The sequence below is a fragment of the Streptomyces sp. NPDC000229 genome (assembly GCF_040300825.1).
In the GTDB taxonomy this organism is placed as follows: Bacteria; Actinomycetota; Actinomycetes; order Streptomycetales; family Streptomycetaceae; genus Streptomyces.
Map to the genome: position 1 here is coordinate 17,069 of NZ_JBEPEL010000034.1, position 23,379 is coordinate 40,447.

24 protein-coding genes are annotated in these 23,379 nt (G+C 71.0%); 21 read left to right on the forward strand and 3 right to left on the reverse strand.

The window, feature by feature from the left end:
- Window positions 1–9 precede the first annotated feature (9 nt).
- From ABT360_RS18300 to ABT360_RS18340, 9 genes are all read left to right on the forward strand, one after another.
- Window positions 10–1,353: a CpaF family protein gene (locus tag ABT360_RS18300; RefSeq protein ID WP_351816945.1), complete on the forward strand. Its 1,344-nt coding sequence runs from the start codon at window positions 10–12 to the stop codon at window positions 1,351–1,353.
- A 32-nt stretch (window positions 1,354–1,385) separates the two neighbouring features.
- Window positions 1,386–2,324, forward strand: coding sequence for a type II secretion system F family protein (locus tag ABT360_RS18305; RefSeq protein ID WP_351816948.1), 939 nt, complete (start codon window positions 1,386–1,388; stop codon window positions 2,322–2,324).
- Window positions 2,325–2,338: 14 nt separating this feature from the next.
- Window positions 2,339–3,226: a DUF5936 domain-containing protein gene (locus ABT360_RS18310; protein WP_351816950.1), complete on the forward strand. Its 888-nt coding sequence runs from the start codon at window positions 2,339–2,341 to the stop codon at window positions 3,224–3,226.
- Window positions 3,227–3,230: 4 nt separating this feature from the next.
- Window positions 3,231–4,499, forward strand: coding sequence for a sensor histidine kinase (locus ABT360_RS18315; RefSeq protein ID WP_351816953.1), 1,269 nt, complete (start codon window positions 3,231–3,233; stop codon window positions 4,497–4,499).
- Window positions 4,478–5,206, forward strand: coding sequence for a response regulator transcription factor (locus ABT360_RS18320; protein ID WP_351816956.1), 729 nt, complete (start codon window positions 4,478–4,480; stop codon window positions 5,204–5,206). Before ABT360_RS18315 ends, ABT360_RS18320 begins: the two co-directional genes overlap by 22 nt.
- A gap of 113 nt (window positions 5,207–5,319) precedes the next feature.
- Window positions 5,320–5,556, forward strand: a complete 237-nt coding sequence (locus ABT360_RS18325) for a hypothetical protein (protein WP_351816959.1) — start codon at window positions 5,320–5,322, stop codon at window positions 5,554–5,556.
- An 8-nt stretch (window positions 5,557–5,564) separates the two neighbouring features.
- Entirely contained in the window at window positions 5,565–6,131 is a 567-nt protein-coding gene (locus tag ABT360_RS18330) for a pilus assembly protein TadG-related protein (protein WP_351816962.1), read from the forward strand.
- Window positions 6,132–6,160: 29 nt separating this feature from the next.
- On the forward strand, window positions 6,161–6,766 hold the full coding sequence (locus ABT360_RS18335; protein ID WP_351816966.1) for a hypothetical protein: 606 nt from the start codon (window positions 6,161–6,163) through the stop codon (window positions 6,764–6,766).
- Window positions 6,766–7,419 carry an OmpA family protein gene (locus tag ABT360_RS18340; RefSeq protein ID WP_351816969.1) on the forward strand — a complete coding sequence of 218 codons (654 nt, stop codon included), beginning with the start codon at window positions 6,766–6,768 and terminating at the stop codon, window positions 7,417–7,419. The genes ABT360_RS18335 and ABT360_RS18340 overlap by 1 nt, the downstream gene beginning before the upstream one ends.
- Before the next feature lie 72 nt (window positions 7,420–7,491).
- On the opposite strand, the gene ABT360_RS18345 is transcribed toward ABT360_RS18340, so the two are convergent.
- A complete protein-coding gene (locus ABT360_RS18345) occupies window positions 7,492–8,109 on the reverse strand; it encodes a hypothetical protein (protein WP_351816971.1) in 618 nt (205 codons plus the stop codon).
- A 111-nt stretch (window positions 8,110–8,220) separates the two neighbouring features.
- On the opposite strand from ABT360_RS18345, the gene ABT360_RS18350 reads away from it, so the two are divergent.
- From ABT360_RS18350 to ABT360_RS18365, 4 genes are read left to right on the forward strand one after another with little or no spacing between them, the layout of a single operon-like run.
- Window positions 8,221–10,368, forward strand: a complete 2,148-nt coding sequence (locus ABT360_RS18350; RefSeq protein ID WP_351816974.1) for a Tox-REase-5 domain-containing protein — start codon at window positions 8,221–8,223, stop codon at window positions 10,366–10,368.
- A 52-nt stretch (window positions 10,369–10,420) separates the two neighbouring features.
- The gene (locus ABT360_RS18355; RefSeq protein WP_351816977.1) at window positions 10,421–11,104 is read left to right on the forward strand and encodes an Imm52 family immunity protein; all 684 of its coding nucleotides are present in this window, start codon (window positions 10,421–10,423) and stop codon (window positions 11,102–11,104) included.
- Window positions 11,101–11,619 (forward strand): hypothetical protein, encoded by a 519-nt coding sequence (locus tag ABT360_RS18360; RefSeq protein WP_351816980.1) that lies wholly within the window; start codon window positions 11,101–11,103, stop codon window positions 11,617–11,619. Before ABT360_RS18355 ends, ABT360_RS18360 begins: the two co-directional genes overlap by 4 nt.
- Window positions 11,620–11,649: 30 nt before the next feature.
- Entirely contained in the window at window positions 11,650–12,765 is a 1,116-nt protein-coding gene (locus ABT360_RS18365; protein WP_351816983.1) for a glycosyltransferase family 39 protein, read from the forward strand.
- Window positions 12,766–12,805: 40 nt separating this feature from the next.
- Here ABT360_RS18365 and ABT360_RS18370 read toward each other — a convergent pair whose 3' ends face one another.
- Window positions 12,806–13,162, reverse strand: coding sequence for a DUF192 domain-containing protein (locus tag ABT360_RS18370; RefSeq protein ID WP_351816986.1), 357 nt, complete (start codon window positions 13,160–13,162; stop codon window positions 12,806–12,808).
- A gap of 89 nt (window positions 13,163–13,251) precedes the next feature.
- Between ABT360_RS18370 and ABT360_RS18375 the strand changes: the two genes are divergently transcribed.
- The 3 genes from ABT360_RS18375 to ABT360_RS18390 all read left to right on the forward strand — a co-directional run bounded on the left by ABT360_RS18375 (window position 13,252) and on the right by ABT360_RS18390 (window position 16,170).
- Entirely contained in the window at window positions 13,252–14,040 is a 789-nt protein-coding gene (locus ABT360_RS18375) for a prepilin peptidase (RefSeq protein ID WP_351816989.1), read from the forward strand.
- A 202-nt stretch (window positions 14,041–14,242) separates the two neighbouring features.
- Window positions 14,243–15,757, forward strand: a complete 1,515-nt coding sequence (locus ABT360_RS18385; protein WP_351816992.1) for a DUF2079 domain-containing protein — start codon at window positions 14,243–14,245, stop codon at window positions 15,755–15,757.
- Window positions 15,758–15,810: 53 nt separating this feature from the next.
- Window positions 15,811–16,170, forward strand: coding sequence for a winged helix-turn-helix transcriptional regulator (locus ABT360_RS18390; RefSeq protein WP_351816995.1), 360 nt, complete (start codon window positions 15,811–15,813; stop codon window positions 16,168–16,170).
- Between the two features lie 357 nt (window positions 16,171–16,527).
- Here ABT360_RS18390 and mgrA read toward each other — a convergent pair whose 3' ends face one another.
- Window positions 16,528–17,565 carry an L-glyceraldehyde 3-phosphate reductase gene (gene mgrA, locus ABT360_RS18395; protein ID WP_351816998.1) on the reverse strand — a complete coding sequence of 346 codons (1,038 nt, stop codon included), beginning with the start codon at window positions 17,563–17,565 and terminating at the stop codon, window positions 16,528–16,530.
- Between the two features lie 176 nt (window positions 17,566–17,741).
- On the opposite strand from mgrA, the gene ABT360_RS18400 reads away from it, so the two are divergent.
- From ABT360_RS18400 to ABT360_RS18420, 5 genes are all read left to right on the forward strand, one after another.
- Window positions 17,742–18,503, forward strand: coding sequence for an isoprenyl transferase (locus ABT360_RS18400; RefSeq protein ID WP_351817001.1), 762 nt, complete (start codon window positions 17,742–17,744; stop codon window positions 18,501–18,503).
- A gap of 311 nt (window positions 18,504–18,814) precedes the next feature.
- The gene (locus tag ABT360_RS18405) at window positions 18,815–20,137 is read left to right on the forward strand and encodes a PhoH family protein (RefSeq protein WP_351817003.1); all 1,323 of its coding nucleotides are present in this window, start codon (window positions 18,815–18,817) and stop codon (window positions 20,135–20,137) included.
- A gap of 384 nt (window positions 20,138–20,521) precedes the next feature.
- Window positions 20,522–21,244, forward strand: coding sequence for a transglycosylase SLT domain-containing protein (locus ABT360_RS18410; protein WP_351817006.1), 723 nt, complete (start codon window positions 20,522–20,524; stop codon window positions 21,242–21,244).
- 117 nt (window positions 21,245–21,361) lie between these two features.
- Entirely contained in the window at window positions 21,362–22,672 is a 1,311-nt protein-coding gene (locus ABT360_RS18415) for an AI-2E family transporter (protein ID WP_351817009.1), read from the forward strand.
- Window positions 22,669–23,367, forward strand: coding sequence for a hypothetical protein (locus tag ABT360_RS18420; protein ID WP_351817012.1), 699 nt, complete (start codon window positions 22,669–22,671; stop codon window positions 23,365–23,367). The genes ABT360_RS18415 and ABT360_RS18420 overlap by 4 nt, the downstream gene beginning before the upstream one ends.
- Window positions 23,368–23,379: the final 12 nt, after the last annotated feature.

Consider the following 23,379-nt stretch of genomic DNA (forward strand, 5'->3'; position numbering starts at 1 on the left):
GAGAACGACATGAGCTTGCGGGCGCGCATCACCAGTCCCGAGCCGGTCGACGGCAAGGGCGAGGACAACCACCTCGTCGGCGTCTACCGCGTGAAGCTCCTGGAGGAGATCGACCTCGCGGAGATGTCCGCCCTCGCGGCGGCCGAGCGCCGCGCCCGCCTGGAGCGGGTGCTCGGCCACATCATCAGCCGCGAGGGCCCCGTCCTGTCCTCCACCGAGCGCTCGCAGCTCATCCGCCGCGTCGTCGACGAGGCCCTCGGGCTCGGCATCCTCGAACCGCTCCTCGAAGACGCCTCCATCAGCGAAATCATGGTCAACGGCCCCGAGCAGGTCTTCGTCGAGCGGCGCGGCCGTCTCGAACAGCTGCCGATGCGGTTCTCGTCCACCGAGCAGCTGATGCAGACCATCGAGCGGATCGTCTCCACCGTCAACCGCCGCGTCGACGAGTCCAATCCGATGGTCGACGCGCGCCTCCCGTCCGGCGAGCGCGTCAACGTCATCATCCCGCCGCTCTCCCTCTCCGGGCCCATCCTCACCATCCGCCGCTTCCCGCGTGCCTTCACACTCCAGGAGATGGTGGCCCTCGGCTCGCTCGACGAGCACATGGTGATGCTGCTCGCCGGCCTCGTACGCGCCAAGTTCAACGTGATCGTCTCCGGTGCCACCGGCACCGGGAAGACCACCCTCCTCAACGCCCTGTCCGGCCTCATCCCCGAGGGCGAGCGGATCGTCACCATCGAGGACTCCGCCGAACTCCAGCTCCAGCAGTCCCACGTCATCACCCTCGAAGCGCGTCCGCCCAATGTCGAGGGCAAGGGCAAGGTCACCATCCGCGACCTCGTACGCAACTCCCTGCGCATGCGCCCCGACCGGATCATCGTCGGCGAGGTCCGTGGCGGTGAGACGCTCGACATGCTCCAGGCGATGTCCACCGGCCACGACGGCTCCCTCGCCACCGTCCACGCCAACAGCGCCGAGGACGCCCTGATGCGCCTCCAGACCCTCGGCTCCATGTCGGAGGTCGAGGTCCCGTTCGTCGCGATCAAGGACCAGATCAACAGCGCGGTCGACGTCATTGTCCAGCTCACCCGGCACGCGGACGGCGCCCGCAAGATCACCGAGATCGCGATCGTCGACTCCCACGGCCGCGAGGAGTACCGGATCGTGACCGTCTGCCGCTTCGCCGCCCGGCCCATGGCCGCAGACGGACGGATCCACGGCCACTTCGAGTACTTCCCCCTCCCGCGCCGCGTCGCCGAACGCCTCTACCTCAAGAGCGAGGCCATACCGGCGGCCTTCGGCGTGGCCCACACCGACGAACAGCTCGCCCTCCGCCGCGCCACCACCGCCTGACCACCGCCCCCGACTGGACCCCCATGACCCCCATGGACAACCTCCCGCTCCTGACGCTCGGTGTCACGCTCCTCGCCTGCGTGCTGGGCATCGCCGGCGTGCACGTCTACGCGTCCGGCAAGGCGCAGCGCCAAGCCCTCGTGGCACGGATGACCCAGACGGGACACGTCCCCCTCGACGGCCGGCGCCGCCGCTTCGTACGCGTCGACCGGCGGCTGCGGGCGACACGCATCGGCCGCCGCATCGAGCGCAAGATCGCCGCCACCGGGCTGGACCTCACACCCGGCGAGTACGCCGTGTACGCGGTGGGCGCCCTGCTCGGGATCCACTTCACCATCGGCGCGATCTTCGCCCCGTTCTTCGGCGTCCTCGCCGCCCTCGCGGGCCTGTGGGGAGCCAACTCGTTCCTCAACTGGCAGCGCCAGAGGCGCACCGAGGCGTTCATCAACCAGCTCCCCGAGCTGACCCGCGTCCTCGCCAACGCCACCCAGGCCGGTCTCGCCCTCCGTACCGCCATCGCCATGGCCGCCGAGGAACTCGACGACCCGGCCGGCGAGGAGCTCCGCAAGGTCGCCGACCAGCTCGCCGTCGGCCACAGCCTCGACGACGCGCTCGGCGACCTCGCCGACCGGCTGCCCTCCCGGGAGCTCGTCGTCCTCGTCTCCACCCTCGTCCTGTCCAACCGCGCCGGCGGCCAGGTCGTCACCTCGCTGCGCAACCTCACCAGCACCCTGGAGGAGCGCAAGGAGACCCGGCGCGAGGTCATCACCCTGCTCTCCCAGGTCAAGGTCACCGCCTTCGCCCTCCCCCTCCTCGGACTGGGCTTCCTGCTGATGATCAACGGGATGGCACCCGGCGCCCTGGACAAGATGACCGGCTCCGCCGCCGGCCAGATCGGATCCGTCCTCGCCTTCGGGCTGTACGCCATCGGCTTCGTCCTCATCCGCCGCCTCTCCCGCATCCGAGTCTGAGGAGGTGACACGTCATGGGTCTGTTGTACGCGGCCGTCATCGGCCTGTCCGTGTACGGCGTCTTCCACGGCATCCGCATGTACCGGGCCGACGCCAGACTCCCCGGTGACCTGGTGCTCGCCCTCGAGGTCGGCGCCACCCGCACCACCGCCGTCGGGTCCGGCATCGACCGGCTCGGCATGCGCTGGGCGCCCGCCGTCCTCGGGATGATGGGCCCCAAGCGGGTGGACGCGCTGCGCCGCCGCCTCGACATGGCGGGCAACCCCGGGGGCATGACCGTCGACCGGTACGCCGCCCGCCGCGCCGTCTACTGTTTCCTCGGCGTCCTCGCCGCCCTCGCCATGCTGGCGCGCGGCCAGACGGTCGTCGCCGTCATCATCCTGTTGTACGGGCTGACCTGGACCGACGTCCTGCTCCGGCTCGCCATCCGCCGCCGCAGGGACGACATCGAACGCACCCTGCCCGACTTCCTCGACGTCCTCGCCGTCGTCGTCTCCGCCGGACTCGGCTTCCGGCAGGCCCTGGAGCGCGTCGCCGAGAAGTACTCCGGCCCCTGGGCCGACGAACTGCGCATCACCCTCCGCCAGATGGACATGGGCGTCAGCCGCCGTGACGCCTTCGACCAACTGCGCAAGCGCAACGCCTCCGAGCAGGTCTCCATGTTCGTCACCGCCCTCCAGCAGGGCGAGGAACTGGGCGCGCCGATCGTCGACACGCTCATCCAGATCGCCAACGACATGCGGCGCACGGACGCCCAGAACGCGCGGCGCACCGCCGCCAAGGCCGTACCGAAGACCACGCTCGTCGTGACGATGGTGATGCTGCCCGCCACCATGATCCTGATCGCCCTGAGCTTCTACTACGGCTCCGGTGTCGACTTCGCGGACATCATCGGCGGGTGAGCCCATGCCACTGAGAACATCGGATCCCCCTTCCCTCCCCCTCCAGGTCAACGCCCTCCAGGCGCTGTGCCGCCAGGTGTTCGGCTTCCGGCTGGCGATGATCGTGCTGGCGTCGCCGTTCGCCCTCGACGGCGCGGCGCCGGGCCTCGGCACCTGGCTGGTGGGCGCCGCCGTCCTCATCACCTTCATGGTGTCGTACGTCGTCCTGCGCGACTGGGAGCGCTTCGGCCGCATCCTGCTGCGCCACCCCGCCGTGCTCACGGCCGACATGCTGTTCGGCGCGCTGCTGCTGGCCACCGCGTCACCCGAGTCGACGCTCGCGTACGTCACCATCTGCACGCCGCTGCTCGCCGGCCTGCTCTACGGCTGGCGCGGCGCCGCGTTCTTCGCGGTCCTCCAGTCCCTTCTCCTCCTGCTGTCGTACGGCGTGAACACGGACGTCGCGGTGGAGCCCTCCTCGCTCCTCTTCCCCGGCCTGTGCGTGATCGCCGGGGCGGTCGGCTCGACCCTCCGGGGCCTCATCCTCGACTTCGGCGCCGCGAGCCAGGCGCTCACCGAGGCGCGCGCCCGGCTCGCCGTCAACGGCGCCGTGGAGGCGGAACGGGCGCGGCTCGCCCGCGAGATGCACGACTCGGTCGCCAAGACCCTGCACGGCCTGGCCCTGGCCGCCGACGGCCTGGCGTCCACCGCGGACCGCGACGATCCCCTGTCGGTGCGCCGCCAGGCGGAACTCGTCGCCCGCTCCGCCCGCCGCGCCGCGGCCGAGTCCCGTGAGCTGCTGGCCGACCTGCGGCGCGAGTCGGACCTGGACGGAGGGGTGGACGTCGCGGTGGAACTGGCCGCCCGCACGGCGGACTTCGCCCGCCGCCGGGGCGTACGCGCCGGCTACCGCCCGCTGAACGGGGCGGCGCCGCCCCGCGTCCCGCACGCGGTGGCCCGCCAGCTCCTCGCCATCGCCTCGGAGGCCATGGAGAACGCCCACCGGCACGGCCGGCCCACGTACATCGCCGTGTCGTCGGGCGTGATCGACGACGTGCTCCGTCTGAGCGTCTACGACGACGGCCGCGGCCTCCCCGCCGGCACGACGCTCGACGGCCTGAAACGGGCGGGCCACTTCGGCCTGGTCGGCATGGTCGAGCGCGCCGCGTCGATCGGCGCACGCATCCGCATCGGCCGGGGCCGGGCCACGAAGGGCACGGAGGTCCGGCTGGAACTGCCGGTACGGGCCCTGGAAACGGAGGGTGCACCAGCATGCCTGAGCACCTGCGAGTGATCGTCGCCGACGACAACCCCGTCGTCCGGGCCGGCCTGACCGCGCTGCTGTCCGGCCGCGAGGACATCGAGGTCGCCGCCCAGGCGGCGGACGGCCGCGAGGCGTACGAGGCGGCGGTACGCCACCACCCGGACGTCATCCTTCTCGACGTCCGCATGCCGGGCGTCGACGGCATCACGGCCCTGCCCCACCTGGTCGGCCTGGCGCCCGTCCTGATGACCACGTACAGCCGCGAGTCGGACATCGTCCACGAAGCCCTCCGCCTCGGCGCGTGCGGCTACCTCGTCCACGGCGAGTTCACCGCCGACCAACTCGTCGACGCGGTGCGCGACGCGAAGCTCGGCCGTGCGCACTTCACCCACACGGCCTCGAACGCCCTGCTGGCGACGGTCCGCGCCACCTATGCGCCTGCAACGCCCGGCGTCCCGCCAGTTGCTGCCTCCCGTGGGGTATTTGCCGGAACCCCTTCGCAGCAGCAAGCGGATATGGCACATTCGTTACTGAGCCAACGGGAGGTGGAGGTGATGGACCTGATCGCGTCGGGCATGACCAATCAGCAGATCGCCGCCACGTGCTTCATCAGCCAGAAGACGGTCAAGAACCACATCAACCGCATCTTCGCCAAGCTCAACGCCGAAAGCCGAGGCCAAGCCATCGCCATCTGGCACGGCCTGTCCCACTCCCAGGGGGGACCCACCCATGGCTGACCGTCCCCGCCCCCACGATTGGGCCCCCACTTGGGCCCCCAGGCCCATGCCCACCCCGCTCCCCCCGCCGTACGTTCGCCCCATCGACCTGTACGAGCCCGGAGGAGACCGCCATGCCGAACACCATGCTGAAGGCCGCGACCCAGGCCAAGGTGTACGTGGGTACGTGGGCGAACACCACCGCAGCGGCGCTCAAGCGCAGGGGGGACAGGGGGCAGGGCGCGGTGGAGTACGTCGGGATCATCATCTTGGTGGGGGTGATCATCGCGGCGGTGGTGGGGTCGGGGGTCGGGGACACGATCGCGACCAACCTCGTGACCCGGGTCACGGAAATCATCGGTGGTGGCTGACAAGCACCATGCGCGCACCGCGCGAGTCAGGGCAGGCTTCGCCACTGTACGTTTTCGTGGTGGCGAGCCTGCTCTTTCTTGCGCTCGCCTTCTTCGCGGTCGGTCAGGCAGGAGCCACTCGCAATGGTGCCCAGTCGGCGGCAGATGCCGCGGCATTGGCAGCGGCTCGAGAGCAACGGGACAGCTTTGACCTCACTCTGGACAACCTTGGCGACCTACTGGACGGCGAACTCATCCCCGTATTCGACGGATGCAGTGCCAGCCACTACTACGCCGGACAGAACGAGGCCAACGTTGTGGGCTGCGCGCCTCTGGACGACGGTCGCTGGGGCTCAACGGTGAGCGTGACGTCCCAGAAGCCGGTGGGGAACACGATCCTCCCTGGCACCGAGAACCTGACCGCCGAGGCGAAAGCGACCGCGATCATCGTTCCCCGATGCAGCTACGACCCTGCCGAAGATGTCGAGTCTCCGTCCCCAGGTTCGCTGGAGTGCGAAGGAGACGTGACGGAACTGGACCCGCAACTTCTCCCGGACACGTCCGACCTCTTCGAAGTCCGGCTCGCCGAGGACTGACCGCGAAGGAAAGCAAAGGAATGCCACTTATGAGTAATCGGTATTGGACGGCGGTGCGCAGAGCCGCAGCCGGAGCAGGCGCTGTCACATTGGCTGTGCTCCTGTCGGCTTGCGGCGGCGATGGTGGAGGAGACGCTGACAACGGTGGCAAGGAGCCGGAGAAGGCAGGCAGTACTTCCTCCATGCCCTCGGGCCAGGATAAGCCTGAAGAGGCTGGACCGACGACGCCCGGTGCAAGCCAGACACTGGCCACGATCGACGGCAGCAACGGGTTCCAGATCGTCATCCACAGTGCGGTAAGAGATCAGGGCGGCTTTCTGACCGTTACAGGAACATTGAAAAACACAACCGGCAAGATGTTGGTCGCGCCCAGCAACTGGAACGGCCAGGAGCTCAATGTGAAGCGCACCGGACCTTCTCTGGCTGGAGCCACCCTCGTGGACAAGGTCGACAAGAAGCGCTACTACGTCTTGCGTGACACGGAAGGCTATCCGCTGACCACAACTGGCATCAGCGCCGTGAAAGCGGGTGAAAGCATCAGTGTCTTTGCCCAGTTCCCCGCGCCGCCCGCAACCACGGCTCAAGTGGACTTCCAGCTGCCGCTGATGCCACCGGCAACCATCGAGATCTCCTGATGCGCACCACCACGCCCTGCGCCCGCAGGACCCCCGTACGCCGCCGCCCCGCCGCGTCCGTGATCGCGGCCGTGGTGTTGTTCGCCGGCGTCCAGCTCACCGGTGTCTCCGGGGCGCACGCCGATGACATCCCGAGTACGCCACCAGGCACCGAGTCGACCCTGCCGCCACCGGAAGTCGACGGGAACTCACCCGGTCTCAAGATGCGCGACGGGGCCACCCTCGCGCCCGCGAAGGTGCTGCCGCTCATTTCGATCGTCGAGTCCGAGGGCGGCGAGGAGCGGCGCGAGGAGACCAGCTCGAACCTGAAGTTCGCGCTCCAGGCCGAGGTCCTGTTCGGCAAGGACAGTGCCAAGCTGACTCCCGAGGCCAACTCCCGTATTGCCGCGATCGCCGAGGAGATCAAGAAGCAGAACGCCACCAAGGTCCGTATCTTCGGCTTCACCGACAACCTCGGCTCCTCGGCCCACGGTGACGTGCTCTCCAAGCAGCGCGCGGACGCCGTGCACAAGGTGCTGTCGCCGATGCTCGCCTCCGCAGGGATCACCTACGAGATCCGTGGGTACGGCGAGCAGTACCCGATCGCGGACAACAGCACCGAGGAAGGCCGGAAGAAGAACCGCCGCGTGGAGGTCTCGTTCCCGCGCGGTTGACGGCGGCCCCCAGCGATGGGAGGCGGACCCTGACCTGCCTGCGGCAGGGGGTCCGCCTCCCCGAGCGTGGGGTCAGTTCTTGACCGGCCACTCCAGTGGCTCCTTGTAGAAGCCCTGCGTGAGCTCCACCGCGGCGGCCTTCTGGCCTTCCGGGATGAGGAAGGCGGTGCAGATCTTCTCCGACTGGCCCGCGTTCACTTTCTTCTGCCCGTCCGGCGCCGGGCAGTTGGGCCACTTCGCCTCACCCATGAGGACGAGCAGGGCGCGGGTGCGCCGGCCCTTGTCCGTCCGGATGACCAGGTCGTCGTCCATGTCGCCGAGCTCCATGGCCTTGCCGCTCTTGTGGGTGAGCGTCGACCACACATAGACAGGGATCTGCGGACCGTCCTCCTTGTCCTCCTCCAGGCCGGAGTTGGCCATGTCCGCCTTGGTGCCGGTCTGCACCTTGGTCGGGGTGACCGTGTACTTGGCCCCTGACGACGCCTTCATGTCGCTCTCCTGCTCGGGGCTGGCCTCACCCAGGCGGAAGGTCTGCTTGCCGTCGTCCGACGTGCCCGAGCCGGACGCCTGGGAGCCGGAGCTGCCCCGGCTCTTCCCCGAACTCGACCCCGAGTCGTTGCAGGCGGTCAGTGCCAAGGCCAGAGCCAGAGCACTCGCCGCCACCGGCGCGGTGCGAGTGGACGTACGCATTTCTTTCTCACTTTCCCCGTTGCAAGGTTGGGCCCTGGGGCCCAAGACCGTGGCGGTGGATCACCCTAGCGTCGTGGTATGTCCGCAACCGGGGTAAGTGGTGGAGGAGTTGTGACGCGCCGGCGGCCGATGCCGTGCGCGCTGGCGGCCGTGCTGGTCCTGGTCCGGCTGGTGTTCGGGATCACGCTCCTCGGTGGCGCCGGGGTGCTCCTGCTGGCCGCGTCGCTGGACGGCGTGGACGGGGAGCTGATCGCGTGGGTGCTGTACGGGGCGTTGCCCGGTACGGCGGGGTACGCGGTGAGCCGACGGGTGTGGACGGGCGGCGTGTGGACGTGGCGCGGGCTGCTCGCCGTACAGGGGTGGTTCGTCGCCGGCGCCCTGGGCACCCTGGCGGACGGCAGTGGGCGGGGCGTACCGCAGCTGGTGATCCCCGTCGTCGTCATCGTGCTCCTGTGCCGGGGCTCGTCCCACCGGCCGTTCCGGTGGGCCCGGATGGTCAAGTGGCGTACGCAGGGCGGGCAGACGACCACCGAGTACGTGGGGCTCGTTCTCCTCGTCGCGGCGATCATCGGTGCGCTGGTGCTTTCCGGTGTCGGCGGGCAGGTGGTGGGTGGGCTCCGGTCGGCGGTGTGCGCGGTCGTGGGTGCCGGTTGTGAGGCGGGTGGTGGGGACGGTTCCTCGGACGTCGAGGCCGGGGACGCACCCGGGGACGGCGTACGGCCCGGCGACCACGACGGCGCCGAACAGGACGGAACCGGGCAGGACGGGACCGGGCAGGACGAGCCCGCCACGACCGGAGAGGAAGGGAAAGAGGAAGGGAAAGAAGGAGCGGACGAGAGCGAGGACGAGAGCGAGAGCTGCACCTCAGGCGTCGGCGCCTTCCTCTCCTGCGGGGCACGCCAGGTCGGCGGGTTCTTCGAGGGCGTGTTCAAGGACGGCCTGTGGGGTGACATCACCGGCACGTTCGACACGATCCTGCACCCCGTCAAGGCCTGGGAGGGCCTCAAGGAGTACGGCAAGGGCCTCGGCGAGCAGTGGCTGAAGGACGCCGGGGGCGCCCTCGACAAGTGGGCGAGGGGCGACTACCTGGGTGCCCTCCTGGACGTGGGCAAGGCGTCCCTCGGCACGGGAGCGAAGGTCCTCGACGACGTGTTCGTCGGGGACGACGTCCGCGACATGTGGGGCCGCGGCGACCAGGGCCAGGCCATCGGCACCGTGCTGTGGAACGTCGGATCGCTGTTCATCCCCGGCTACGGCGAGGCCAAGCTCGTCGGGAAGCTCGGCAAACTGGGCAAGCTCGGGAAGCTCGGCGAGGTGGGGGAGCTCGCCCAGAAGGCGTCCGAGGCGGCGGCCAAGGCCCGGAAGGCCGCCGGCGCCGGGGACGTGGACGCCGCCGAGGCGGCCGCCCGCGAGGCGCGCCGCCATGCCGACGAGGCCGCAGAGAAGGCGGGCCTCAAGGGCTGCACGTTCGGCTGGGGCGGCCGTACCCGTGTCCCGTACGGCGGAGGCGTTGCCGGCGACGGCGCCGGACTCCTCGCCTCCGGGCCGCCCGCCGCCGTCCCCGTACGGCTGCTCACCGAGCCGGCCTGCGGCGAGGGCGACGACCCGGCGAAGACGGAGGCCGCCCGGCAGGCCGACCGGGACGCGGACGCGGCCGAGCAGGCCGTCGAGGAGGCCAAGAAGAAGCGGAACGGGCCCAAGGAGTGGCCGCCGCCCACACCCGGCGACAAGAACGACCCGCGCAACTACGAACCGCCCGAGTGGGCCGAGGACCTGAAGGACCCCACGCTCGGGGACACCGACAAGGGCGACGGCACCTGGCGCAGCCGTAACCGCAACCCCGAGCCGACCTGGTTCAACGAGGCGTGGCTGCGCTATCAGGAGCAGGTCAGCGGCACCGTGCGCGGCAAGGAGTACGTCGTACCGCATCCGGAGGCGGGCAGGCGGCCGGTCGAGTACGACGGCTGGGACGCCGACCGGCAGACGTTCCTGGAGGCCAAGCTCGGTTACACCGGCTACCTGGCCAGGCAGGACGGCAAGCCGATCGCGCAGCTGACGGAGTCGGGGAAGGCGAGGTTCCTGGAGGAGGCGCGCGGTCAGGTGGCCGCGTCCGGGGGGCGGGCCATCGAGTGGCACTTCTCGGACCCGATGGTCGCCCGCGCGGCGCGGCTCGCGTTCCTCGACGAGGACCTGCCGATCAGGGTGGTCCATACGCCGCAGAAACAGCCGATCTCCGGGCCGATGAAGCCCGGCGGGTGATGGACTGGTCCCTAGGATGCGGAAAAGGGCAGGCTGCGGAGGAGGACAGACCATGAGGCGCGTCGTACGGGGCTTCTGGGGGCCCAGGCCCGAGTCGGAACAGGAGCTGGCCGTCCGCTGGAGCACGTTCCTCACACGGCTGCACGAGATCGACCCGGCCGTCTTCGGCACATGGGAGCCGGTCGGGGAGGCGACCGACCCCGACGCCCTCGCCGCGTACCTGGGTGAGCGCAACGCCGGTGACGACTGGTCGGACCGCAAGGGGTACGCCATGGCGCTGTCGACGCCCGCCGCGAACCCGGTCGAGGTGACCGTCAGCGGCACCGGGGGAGGGGTGTCGGACCACCTCGCCATGAGCGTGGTGGTCACGATCACCACTGCGGGCGACCACGCGCCCCTCCCGTACGCGACGGTCCTGCGCGCCCTCGCCGAGGCGTGGGACGTCGACTGGGGCGAGGTGACGGAGACGGAGCTCCAGCTCGCCCTGGAGGACGCCGGCCGCGAGCCCGGCCAGGCGTGCGTCGGCTGGGCGGCCTACCTGTCCGAGCGGCGCGCCGCGCTGCTCGGGCCCGGCGACCTGCCCGGCAAGGCGGAGCCGACCGAGCACGGCGGGCTGCTGCTGGACCTCTCCGAGAGCGCGGCGGGCATCGACGACCTCGTCGCCGTCAACCGGGACGTCCGCGCCACCGGCGCCCTGGAGGCGCTGCCCCGCCCCATGGACAGGGCCAAGCTGTGAAGGCCACGGGGACCCCGTTCGAGGTGGCGGAGGCCGTCGCCGCCGTGGACGCGCTGCTCGACCTGCCGTTGCCGGAGGACGGGCCCACGCAGTGGGAGCCCTCCAAGGGCGAGGGCTGGAGCGGCAGCTATGGCGCCGGTTTCCGGTTGAAACTCCTGTGGGAGAGCCGCGCCTATTTCGGCGTCCCCGGCCCGGAGTGGGACGCCGCACAGGAGGAGGCCGAGGCGTACCTCACCGCCCTGACGCGCGCGCTGGACGAGCGGTGGGGTCCGCACCGGCAGGTGAGCATGCGGGCCTTCCTCCTCGGGGAGGTCGACGACGCGTCGGTGCCACCGCTCTTCGCGGAGCTGCGCGCCTTCGACCTGTACGGGGAGCTGATGGTGTGGGGTCCGGTCACGTCACCGCCCGGGCCGCGCTGGGTGGCGGTGAGCGTCGGGCAGTGCGACGAGGACGCCCCGCACATGATGGTCGCGGCCGTCAGTGACGTACCGATCGAGGAGCTGCCCGGCGACTGACTGTCGGTGCCGGCCGCGATAATCGGGCGCATGCCCGAGCACCACGATCGTCCAGCATCCGCCGCGCCCGCCCTGTGGGGCTATGCGGCGGTCAGGGCGGTGGGGCTGGCGGTTCTCGCGGTCGCCGCCGCCGTGGCCGGCGAGGACGCCCTGCACCGGCTGAAGGGCCGCTGGGACTCCGTCTGGTACGTGCGGATCGCCGAGCACGGGTACGGCCACGAGGTGACGCTGCCCGACGGCAGCGTCCATTCCGACCTGGCGTTCTTCCCTCTGCTGCCCGCCCTTGAGCGGGGCCTGTCGGAGGCCCTGAGCATCGACGTGGCGACCGCCGGCCTGGTCGTCTCGTGGGCGGCGTCGCTCGCGGCCGCGTGGGGGATCTACGCGGTGGGGGAGCGGGTCGCCGGGCGGCGGGCCGGGGTGGTGCTGGCCGTGCTGTGGGGCGTGTACCCGACGGCGTTCGTGCAGTCGATGGCGTACACGGAGACGCTGTTCACGGCGTTCGCCGCCTGGTCGTTGTACGCGGTGCTGCGCGACCGGTGGATCCTGGCGGGCGCGCTGTGCGTGGGCGCGGGGCTGACCCGGCCGTCGGCGGCCGCCCTCGTGGCGGCGCTCGGCATCACGGCGCTCGCGACCGTTGCCAGGGAGCGCCGGCTGAGCGTGCGGATGGCCGCCGGGGTTCTGCTCGCACCGCTGGGCTGGCTCGGGTACGTCGTCTTCGTCGCCGTACGGGAGGGCAGCGCGACCGCGTACTTCGCGGTGCAGGCCGCGTGGGGCAACAGCATCGACGGCGGCGTGGCGCTCGCCCGGTTCGTCTGGGAGAACCTGACCGGTCCGGTGCCACTCGCCGGTGTGGGCCTGTGCGCGGCGCTCGCGCTGGTGGGCTGGGTGGTGTGGCTGTGCGTCAGGCAGCGGCAGCCGCTCCCGGTGCTGGTGTACACCGTGGCGATCGTCGTCATCTCGCTGGTCGGCGCCGCGTACTTCGGGTCCCGCCCACGCCTGATGATGCCGGCGTTCCCGCTGCTGCTCCCGGCGGCGGTGGCCCTGGCGCGGCTGAGGGACCGGACGCTGGTCGTGGTGCTGGCGGGGCTGGCGCTGGCGTCGGGGGCGTACGGGGCTTTCACCCTGCTGGGAGCGGGGCCGCCATGACGGTCACGCCGTGACGGTCACGCCGTTCATGTCGTGACGGTCACGCCGTGATCTCCAGGCGGGTGCCGGGCCGGATGCCCCACCGCTCCATCGCCCCCGCCTCGGCCTCCAGGACGTGCCGGGCGCGCGGGCGGGGCAGGCCCAAGCGGCCGGGCACCATGGTGACCAGGTCGACGACGCGCAAGTCGCGGTCCAGGTACGCCACGTCGATGGCGAACCGCATCCGGAAGGTGTGGACGCTGCTGCAGGGGCTGAGCAGCAGCGCGCCCACGATGCCGTCCCGGCCCAGCAGGCCGCGCCTCCGGGTGCCGTAGGAGGCGGCGATCTCGACGGGGACGGAGCCCTCCGGAACGGTCAACCGGCCGGTGCCGTTACGCCAATGACGCGGACTGCCCATGAGTGATGACCGTAGCGTGGGCCCGCGCGCGGCGGCAGTGGGCCCGTGGGCCCATGACCGGGCGGCAGGCCCACCCTAGGGTCGGGTGCGTGTACGCCACGCTGATCGCCGTCGCCGCCCTGTGGGGCGCCGCCACCGGCCTGCTCGTGCCGCGCGCCGCGTACCGCCTGTCCGTCGAGCCGGACGAGCCCTGGCGGGACGCCTGCCCCGCCGGCCACCCGTTCGCGGGGCCCGCGCGCGGCTGGCTCGGGGCGCCGCGCTGCGCGGTGTGCGCGGTGGCCGTCCCGGTGGGGACCGCCGTCCGGCCCGCGGCCACCTCTGCGTCCGCCCCCGGGACGGCCACCGTCCCGGTCGTCACCGCCCTGGTCTGCGGGGCGCTCGCCGCCGCGACGGGGCCCCGGCCCGAGCTGGTGGTGTGGTTGGCGGCCGCGCCGGTCGCGGTGCTGCTGGCCCTGGTCGACCGGGCCGTGCACCGGCTGCCGGACCGGCTGACGCTGCCGCTCGCCGCCGGGACGGCCGCCCTGCTGGGGGTCGCCGCGCTGCTGCCGGGCAACGCGGGCGCGTGGCCGTCCGCGGTGCTGGGTGGTCTCGCGCTGGGCGCCGGCTACTTCGTGCTGTTCCTGGTGAACCCGAGCGGCATGGGCTTCGGTGACGTCAAGCTCGCCCTCGCCCTGGGCGTCGCCCTCGGCTGGTACGGCTGGGGCGAGCTGTTCGTGGGCGCCTTCGCCGGGTTCCTGTTCGGGGCGGTGTACGGGTTCGGGCTGGTCGCGTTGCGGCGCGCGAGCCGCAAGAGCGCGATCCCGTTCGGTCCGTTCATGATCGGCGGGGCGCTGGTGGGCGTGCTGCTGGGCGCGTTCGCGGCGGGCCCGCCCGCCTGAACGGCCGCGCCCGTAGACAAGACGCACGCCGCCCGCCTGAACGGCCGCGCCCGTGACCATGTGTGGCACGTTCTGACGTTCGAACCGTCCGGGGAGCCGTCGACCGGTGACCGCCATGAGGGGGAGATTCCGCACCATGTCGACAGCACCATGGGCCACGACCTGACCTGAGCCACCCGCCTGCGTCCTAGCATGCGGCCATATGCGGACACCTCCTGACAACAGGTCCAGGCTCGGGCAGCAGGTCACCCACATCACCGTCCCCCGGGCCCCCGCAGCCCGCCTCCCCGCGGGCCTGCTCCCCTGGGGGTGGGCCATGGCGCTCTTCGCGCTGTACGCGACGGTCGCCGTGCGCCGCCATGTCCTCCTCCGGACCACCGGGTACGACCTCGGCATCTTCGAGCAGGCGGTGCGCGCGTACGCCGAATTCCGCGCCCCCGTCGTCCCACTGCGCGGCGACGGCTTCAACCTCCTCGGCGACCACTTCCACCCCCTCCTCGCCGCCCTCGCGCCGCTGTACCGCCTCTGGCCCTCCCCGCTCTGCCTGCTGGTCGCCCAGTCCGCGCTGCTCGCCCTCGCCGTCGTCCCGCTCGCCCGCTGGGCCGTCCGCGCGCTCGGCCGCCGGTCCGCCCACGCCGTCGCCGCCGCGTACGGGCTGAGCTGGGGCATCGCGTCGGCCGCCGCCTTCGACTTCCACGAGGTCGCCCTCGCCGTACCGCTCCTCGCCTGCTGTCTCGAAGCCCTGGCGCACCGGCGCTGGCGGCCGGCCGTCGCCTGGGCGGCGCCGTTGCTCCTGGTCAAGGAAGACCTGGGGCTCACCCTGGCCGCCGTCGGCGTGTACATCGCGCTCAAGGGTCCGCGCCGCCTCGGCCTCGTCACCGCCGCCGCCGGACTCATCGGCTCGGCCGTGGAGATCAAGCTGCTGATGCCCGCCTTCCACCCCACCGGCGGGTACGCGCACGGCGGCAACCTCGCCGAGGGGTACGGCTCGTTGCTCAGCACCCTCGCCCACGCCCCGCTCGACGCGCTGCGCCCCGAGGTCAAGGCCATGACCCTGGTCCTGGTCTTCGCACCGTCCGCGCTCCTCGCGCTGCGCTCCCCGCTCTCGCTGATCGCCGTACCGACGCTCGCCTGGCGGATGATGTCGGACAACGGCTTCCACTGGGGCACGGCCTTCCACTACAGCGCGGTGCTGATGCCGGTGGTCTTCGCCGGGCTGATCGACGCGCTGACCGTCTGGCGCCGCACCGACCACCCGCTCGCCGCCCGCCACCTCCGTGCCTCGCTCGCCACCGTCCTCGCCGTGACGCTGGTGATGCTGCCGTCCTTCCCGCTCGCCCAGCTCCTCCAGCGCGCCACCTGGCGTACGATCGGGCACATCGAGGCCGCCCGCGCGCTGCTGGCGAGGATCCCGGACGGCGCGAGCGTCGCCGCCTCCAACCGCCTCGTCCCCCAGCTCACTTCGCGCTGCACGGTGGTCGTGTTCCCCACGTTCCCGGTGGAGGGGAAGCTGTACGAGTACGACAAGAAGCGTCTGCCGCCGCCCACCGCCGAGTGGATCATCCACGACCGGCGGGCCCCGGAGGCCTGGCCGTACAAGACGGGCCACTGGCCCTACCCCGCCGAGCAGCAGGAGGCCGAGCTGGCCGCCGCGCAGGAGCGGTACGGCTACCGGAAAGTCGCCGAGCGTGACGGAATCACCCTCCTGCGCCGGTGAGTCCTGCCGTACTGTCGATCCGGTAAGTGTTGTACGGGTGGGAGGAGTTGGCCATGGCCAAGGCCAGAACGGGATACAGCTGCGGGCTCGACGCCGCCGTGGACGTGGTGGGAGGCAAGTGGAAGCCGCTGATCCTCTGGGCGCTGCACAGCCACGGGCCGACGCGCTTCGGGGAGCTGCGGCGCGCGGTGTCGGGCGTCAGCGAGAAGATGCTGATCCAGCAGCTGCGGGAGCTGGAGGCGGACGGCGTGGTGCACCGCGAGGTCTACCGGGAGGTTCCGCCGCGCGTCGAGTACTCGCTGACCGAACTGGGGCAGGCGCTGAACACCGCGCTGCTGCCGCTCGGCGCGTGGGGCGACACGTTCATGGACGAGATCCTCGCCCGGAAGGCGGAGAGTGACGCCGTTGCCTGACCGTTTCTGCGCCCGGCCGACACGCCGTCAACCCGGCGCCTTTCCGGTGGGGTCCCCCTTGGGGAGGACAGGGAGCGCACGGGGAGAACAGAGGAAACCGGCTGAATCCCGTGCTCCAGCGGGGTCCCGGCGGAGGCCCGTATTTTCGGAGCGTAGTTGCGGCCTGTCGTGGCACGCAGCATCACTTACAAAGGGTTATGGTGGAAACCCCCCCTCGGGCCGGTCCGTATCCCCCCCACGGACCGGCCCGTTTTTTCTTCCCCTGTCAAGAGCGACCTTCAGTCGCCGCCCCCGGCCCCCCGGCCCCCCGCCGCTCTCGGCCCTCGGCCCTCGGGCCCCGGCCGCCGCCTCCCGCGGTCAGCTCCGTGCGGCCCAGATGTTGGTGCCGGCGGTGTCGACCGCGTACGAGTCGATCTCCTTCAGCTCCTCGTCGGTCAGCGGCGCACCGGCCAGCGCGGCGATGTTCTCCTCCAGTTGGGTGACGCTGGACGCGCCGATCAGCGCCGACGTCATCCGCTCGTCGCGCAGCACCCAGGTGAGCGCCAGCTGCGCCAGCGACTGGCCGCGGCGCTCGGCGATCGCGTCGAGGCCGCGCAGCCGGCGGACGACCTCCTCGGAGAGCAGGTTCGGGTCCAGGGACTTGCCCTGGGTGGCCCGCGAGCCCTCCGGGATGCCCTTGAGGTACTTGCTGGTGAGCAGGCCCTGGGCGAGCGGCGCGAAGGAGATGCAGCCCATGCCCTGCTCCTCCAGGGTGTCGAGGAGCCCGTCCTCCTCGGTCCAGCGGTTGATCATCGAGTACGACGGCTGGTGGATCAGCGCCGGGACGCCCATCTCCCGCAGCAGCCCGGCGGCCTCGGCGGTCTGCGCGCTGCTGTACGAGGAGACGCCGGCGTACAGCGCCTTGCCCTGCTGGACGGCGGAGGCGAGGGCGCCCATCGTCTCCTCGAGCGGGGTGTCCTTGTCGAAGCGGTGCGAGTAGAAGATGTCGACGTAATCGAGGCCCATCCGCTTCAGCGAGGCGTCGAGCGAGGACAGCAGGTACTTGCGGGAGCCCCACTCGCCGTACGGCCCGGGGTGCATGAGATAGCCCGCTTTGGTGGAAATGACCAGCTCGTCCCGGTAGCGGGCGAAGTCCTGGGTGAAGACCTTGCCGAAGTTCGACTCGGCGGAGCCCGGCGGCGGTCCGTAGTTGTTCGCCAGGTCGAAGTGCGTCACGCCCAGGTCGAAGGCCCGGCGGAGGATCGCGCGCTGCGAGGCGAGCGTGCGGTCGTCGCCGAAGTTGTGCCAGAGGCCGAGCGAGATGGCGGGCAGCTTGAGCCCGCTGCGACCGGTACGGCGGTACTCCATGGCGTCGTAGCGGTCGTCGGCGGGGCGGTATGCGGGGGAATCAGTCACGTCTCTCTCCTTATCACGGACTTGTGACAGACCGGGTTGGGCCGCCGTGACCCCCGCGCAGTAATGTGGCGGCTTCGGGGACAGCCGCGGTGCGCCGGGATCGAGCGGTGCCGCTTCCCCCTGTCTCCCTGGGCCGACGCCGTGGCGGGCCCGTACGCAATCGAGAGGTGAGATCGGTGAACTTGCGCGACCTGGTGTACAGGCTCTACGCACGCCGGGTGGAGGGCCGCCTCGACCACGCCCAGGTGCCCAAGCACATCGGCGTCATCCTCGACGGCAACCGCCGCTGGGCGAAGGCTTCCGGCGGGACTCCGGAGCAGGGGCACAAGGCCGGCGCGAGCAAGATCCAGGAGCTGCTGGGCTGGTGCGACGAGACGGACGTCGAGGTCGTCACGCTCTGGATGCTGTCCACCGACAACCTCAACCGGCCCGAGGAGCAGCTGGTGCCGCTCCTCGGCATCATCGAGAACGCGGTCCGCGACCTCGCCGCCGACGGCCGCTGGCGCGTCCATCACGTGGGCACGCTGGACCTGCTGCCCGCGCGTACGCAGAAGGTGCTGAAGGAGGCCGAGGAGGCCACCCGCGACCGCACCGGAATACTCGTGAACGTCGCCGTGGGCTACGGCGGCCGGCAGGAGATCGCGGACGCGGTCCGCTCGCTGCTGCTGGAGCACGCCGAGAAGGGCACGAGCTTCGAGGAGCTCGCCGAGATCGTGGACGTCGAGCACATCTCGGAGCACCTGTACACGCGCGGGCAGCCCGACCCGGACCTGGTGATCCGCACCAGCGGCGAACAGCGCCTGTCGGGCTTCATGCTCTGGCAGAGCGCCCACTCGGAGTACTACTTCTGCGAGGTCCACTGGCCGGCCTTCCGCAAGGTCGACTTCCTCCGCGCGCTGCGTGACTACGCGGCCCGCCACCGCCGCTACGGCACCTGACGGAACGTTCCACGAGGACCCTCACGAGCCGGGCGCCCGCCCTCCGCGCCCTCGTCACCACCCGTTCACCGACGCGTCGTCATATGCCATGGCATGGCGCCGGTCGTTCGAGGGAATACCCCCTCCAGTGTGAGCGGCACGCCAGCCCGCTCACCCGGGAGGCCCTTTGCACCAGGACGACCGTGCAGGACATGCGCGGACGACGCGGAGGGCCGGAGCTCGGCCCGCGCATCGTGGCCAGAGCCCGGCTCCATCCCCCCGCGACGCCGTCGAAGTCGCACCCGACCTCACCTGAGGGGGTAGGTCCTTCCGTGGTGAACAGCACAAAGCGCCGCTACAACGACAGGCGCACCTACGTTCTCGACACCAGCGTCCTGCTGGCCGATCCCGGCGCCATGGCCCGCTTCGAGGAGCACGAGGTCGTGCTCCCCATCGTCGTGGTCACGGAACTGGAGGCCAAGAGGCACCACCCGGAGCTCGGGTACTTCGCCCGGCAGGCGCTGCGTCTGCTGGACGACTTCCGGATCCGGTACGGCCGCCTCGACGCCCCGCTTCCGATCGGGGATTTCGGCGGGACCCTGCGCGTGGAGCTCAACCACTCGGATCCCGGCGTCCTCCCGGCCGGCTACCGCCTCGGTGACAACGACTCACGGATCCTGGCCGTCGCGCGCAACCTCCAGGCGGAGGGGTACGACGTCACCGTCGTGTCGAAGGATCTGCCCCTCCGTATCAAGGCGTCGTCCGTCGGTCTCCTCGCCGAGGAGTACCGGGCGGAGCTCGCCATCACGGACTCCGGCTGGACCGGAATGTCCGAACTGCCGCTCTCCGCCGAGCAGGTCGACCTGCTGTACGCGGAGGAGAAGCTGTACGTCCCGGAGGCCGCCGAACTGCCCGTGCACACCGGACTGGTCCTCCAGTCCGAGCGCGGCAAGGCGCTCGGCAGGGTCACCGCCGAGGGGAACGTCCGGCTGGTCCGGGGCGACCGGGAGGCGTTCGGCATCCGTGGCCGCAGCGCCGAGCAGCGCATCGCGCTCGACCTGCTCCTGGACCCGGACGTCGGCATCGTCTCGATGGGCGGCCGGGCGGGCACCGGCAAGTCGGCGCTCGCGCTGTGCGCGGGACTGGAGGCGGTCCTGGAGCGCCGGCAGCACCAGAAGGTGATGGTCTTCCGGCCGCTGTACGCGGTCGGCGGCCAGGAGCTCGGCTATCTCCCCGGCACCGAGGCCGAGAAGATGAGCCCGTGGGCGCAGGCGGTCTTCGACACGCTCTCGGCGGTGGCCGGCCGGGAGGTCATCGAGGAGGTGCTGAGCCGGGGCATGCTGGAGGTCCTTCCGCTCACGCACATCCGGGGCCGCTCGCTGCACGACGCGTTCGTGATCGTCGACGAGGCACAGTCCCTCGAACGCAACGTCCTGTTGACCGTGTTGTCCCGTATCGGGGCGAATTCCCGGGTCGTCCTGACCCATGATGTGGCGCAGCGAGACAATCTCCGGGTCGGCCGGTACGACGGAGTCGTCGCCGTCGTCGAGAAACTGAAGGGTCATCCGCTCTTCGCGCACGTCACCCTGACCCGCTCCGAGCGTTCGCAGATCGCCGCGCTCGTGACCGAAATGCTGGAGGACGGTCAGATTTAACGTCCCAAATCCGACATGGAATTGGTGCCGCCCGGCAAAGCGCGAGAGCTTAGCCGGGCGGCGTCGTGCTGGGCGACGGAATGCGCAAAACTCCTGGGGCCACTGGGGTGTGAGCTTTCACACGCGGTGATTAATTGCCTTGCGGTGTCGCCTTCGGGCAGAGTCTTGCTTCCGTCAGGCCCCGCATACGGCACCCCTGTCACCATGTGACACAACTCAACAGTCGTTCGCCGTATGCCGCCCGCAGCACCACGCGGCTCTCCCGCAAGGGAGTTGCCCACCGGGCCCGTGTCCCCCGTGACCCAGCAGTGGGGGGACCAGCGTCAGGGGCAAGATTTTCGCCCGCGAGGTCACCTAAGCGGACGATGCTGGAAGGAAAACCGTGTGAGCCGGATCTCGGTCCGGGGATTCGCGGTGGCTTCGGCCACTGCGGTCACCACTGTCGGCGCCGTCGTGGGTGTTGCCTCGGGCAACACCCAGCCCTCGAACGACAACTTCGAGGCGGCCGCCGCCAACACGACGCTCCTGGCCGACATCCCCGTCGGCGAGCAGGCCCAGGTACAGGTCTCGTCGCTGACGCAGCAGGCGGAGGCCCAGGCCGCCGCCGCCGACTCGGCCGCGCAGAAGTCCGCCGAGGAAGCCGCGCGCATCCAGGCCGCCAAGGACGCCGAGGCCAAGAAGGCCGCCGCCGACGCGGAGGCCGAGAAGGCGAAGGCGGCGAAGGCCGAGGAGGAGCGCAAGCAGCGCGAGGCCGAGGAGCGCGCGAGCCGCGACGAGGTCCGCAGCGCCTCCAGCTTCTCCGCGCAGTCGTCCTACAGCGTCGCCGAGGTCCAGGCCATGGCGCGCCAGATGATCCCGGGCGACCAGTTCCAGTGCTTCAGCAACATCGTGGACCACGAGTCCGACTGGAACTACCGCGCGCAGAACCCCTCGTCCGGCGCGTACGGCCTGGTCCAGGCGCTCCCGGGTTCCAAGATGGCCTCCGCCGGTGCCGACTGGCAGACCAACCCGGCCACCCAGATCAAGTGGGGCCTGAACTACATGAACGAGCGCTACGGCAGCCCGTGCGGCGCATGGGACTTCTGGCAGGCCAACAACTGGTACTAGGCGGCCCGCCCGGCTCAACTTTCCGGAGCCCCTCACCGTCCTACGGTGAGGGGCTCCGTGCGTGTACCGTCGGGGCCGTAACTCCCGGGGGGAGTGGTGGGGGGAAGAGGGAAGATCATGTCGAAAGTGCCAGGGTGGCTCGGCAGACTGGGAGCCGGCCTGACCCGGATGGGACAGCGGTTGGACGAGCGCCGAGCCGCGGGCGCGGCCGGGGACGAGCCCCCGTCCCTACCGGACAGCGTGCCCGCGCCTCCCACGTACGCCCCTGCCGTCGCCGCACGGCCCGATCCCGTCGCGGCCATCCCCTGGGGTATCCGGGTCGCGGCCGAGGCGGGCTGGCGGCTGCTGGTCCTCGCGGGCACCCTGTGGGTGCTGATGAAGGTCATCAGCGAGGTGCGGCTGGTGGTCCTCGCCTTCGTCGCCGCGCTGCTGATCACCGCGATTCTCCAGCCCACCGTCGCCCGGTTGAGGACGTGGGGCCTGCCGCGCGGTCTCGCCACCGCCGTCACCGCCATCACCGGCTTCGTCATCATGGGGCTGGTCGGCTGGTTCGTCGTCTGGCAGGTGATGGACAACCTGGGCGACATCTCCGACCGCGTCCGGGACGGCATCGACGAGCTGAAGGCCTGGCTGCTGGACAGTCCCTTCCACGTCACCGAGCAGCAGATCAACGACATCGCCAAGAACCTCAGCGACACGATCGGGACGAACACGGAGGAAATCACCACCGCCGGTCTGCAGGGCGTGACCGTGATGGTGGAGATCCTCACCGGCATCCTGCTGACGATGTTCTCGACGCTCTTCCTGCTGTACGACGGCAAGAAGGTGTGGAACTGGTGGCTGAAGCTGGTCCCGGCCCAGGCCCGCCCGGGCGTCGCCGGTGCCGGCCCGCGTGCCTGGCGCACGCTGACCGCCTATGTGCGTGGCACGGTGATCGTCGCCATGATCGACGCCATCTTCATCGGCCTCGGCATCTACTTCCTCGATGTACCGCTGGCCGTGCCGCTGGGCGTCTTCATCTTCCTCTTCTCCTTCATCCCGCTGGTCGGTGCGGTCGTCTCGGGCGCGCTGGCGGTCATCGTCGCCCTCGTCACGCAGGGCGTCTTCACCGCGCTGATGGTGCTGCTGGTGGTGCTCGCGGTGCAGCAGATCGAGGGGCATGTGCTCCAGCCGTTCATCCTGGGGCGCGCGGTGCGGGTGCACCCCCTCGCGGTCGTCCTCACCGTCGCGACGGGCGGTCTGGTCGCCGGCATCGGCGGCGCCGTGGTGGCGGTCCCGCTGGTCGCGGTCACCAATACGGTCGTCGGCTATCTGCGCGCCTACAGCCAGGAGCAGGCGCTGCGCGCCACACCACCGCCGCACGGGGCGACGGCTCACGGCGCGGCGCCGACCCCGCCGCCCGGGACCGCGCCCAAGGAGGGTGAGTGATATCCGAACCGGAACTCGTGGGGGAGGACGGCCCGGTACCCTCGACGCCGCAAGGGCCGGCCCCGGCCGTGGAGCCCGGGCCGCACGGTGAGCGGTGGGCCCGGCGCCCCTGGCTGTGGGCGCTCGGCGGCGCGCTGGTGGCCTCGGCCCTCTGGGCGGGCGGGCTGTACGCGTACCAGGCCGCCGGTCCGGACCTGGGCGGCTACCGGACGAGCGACGACCTGTGCGGCGACGCGCGGCTGACGGCCTTGGGCGCCGCGCTCGGCAAGCGGGACCCGAGCACGCAGGGCCTGGACCAGCACGACGTCCACGAGGCGCTGGACCAGACGCGGTGCTCGGTGATGTTCGGGACCGCCGAGCCGTCGTTCTCCGTGGACCTTGCGTACCAGCTGCACAAGAAGACCGACCCGGGGCCCGAGTTCGAGCCCCTCACGACCGCCGACTCCTGGGAGGACTGGGAGTGGAAGCCCGTGGCCGGCGTGGGGGAGCGTGCCTTCTTCGCACAGGACGACGCGGGCTACGCCTCGCTGACGGTGCTCGACGGGCAGGCCGTGCTGTCCCTCACCGTGAGCATGCAGATGGAGTACGGCCCGGAGGAGGAACCTCCGCTCGAGCCCGACTACTCCGCCATGGACGGCGTCAAGGGCCTCATGGTCAAGGACATGAAGGCGTTGATGGCCGGGCTCCGCACGTGAACGCACCACGAC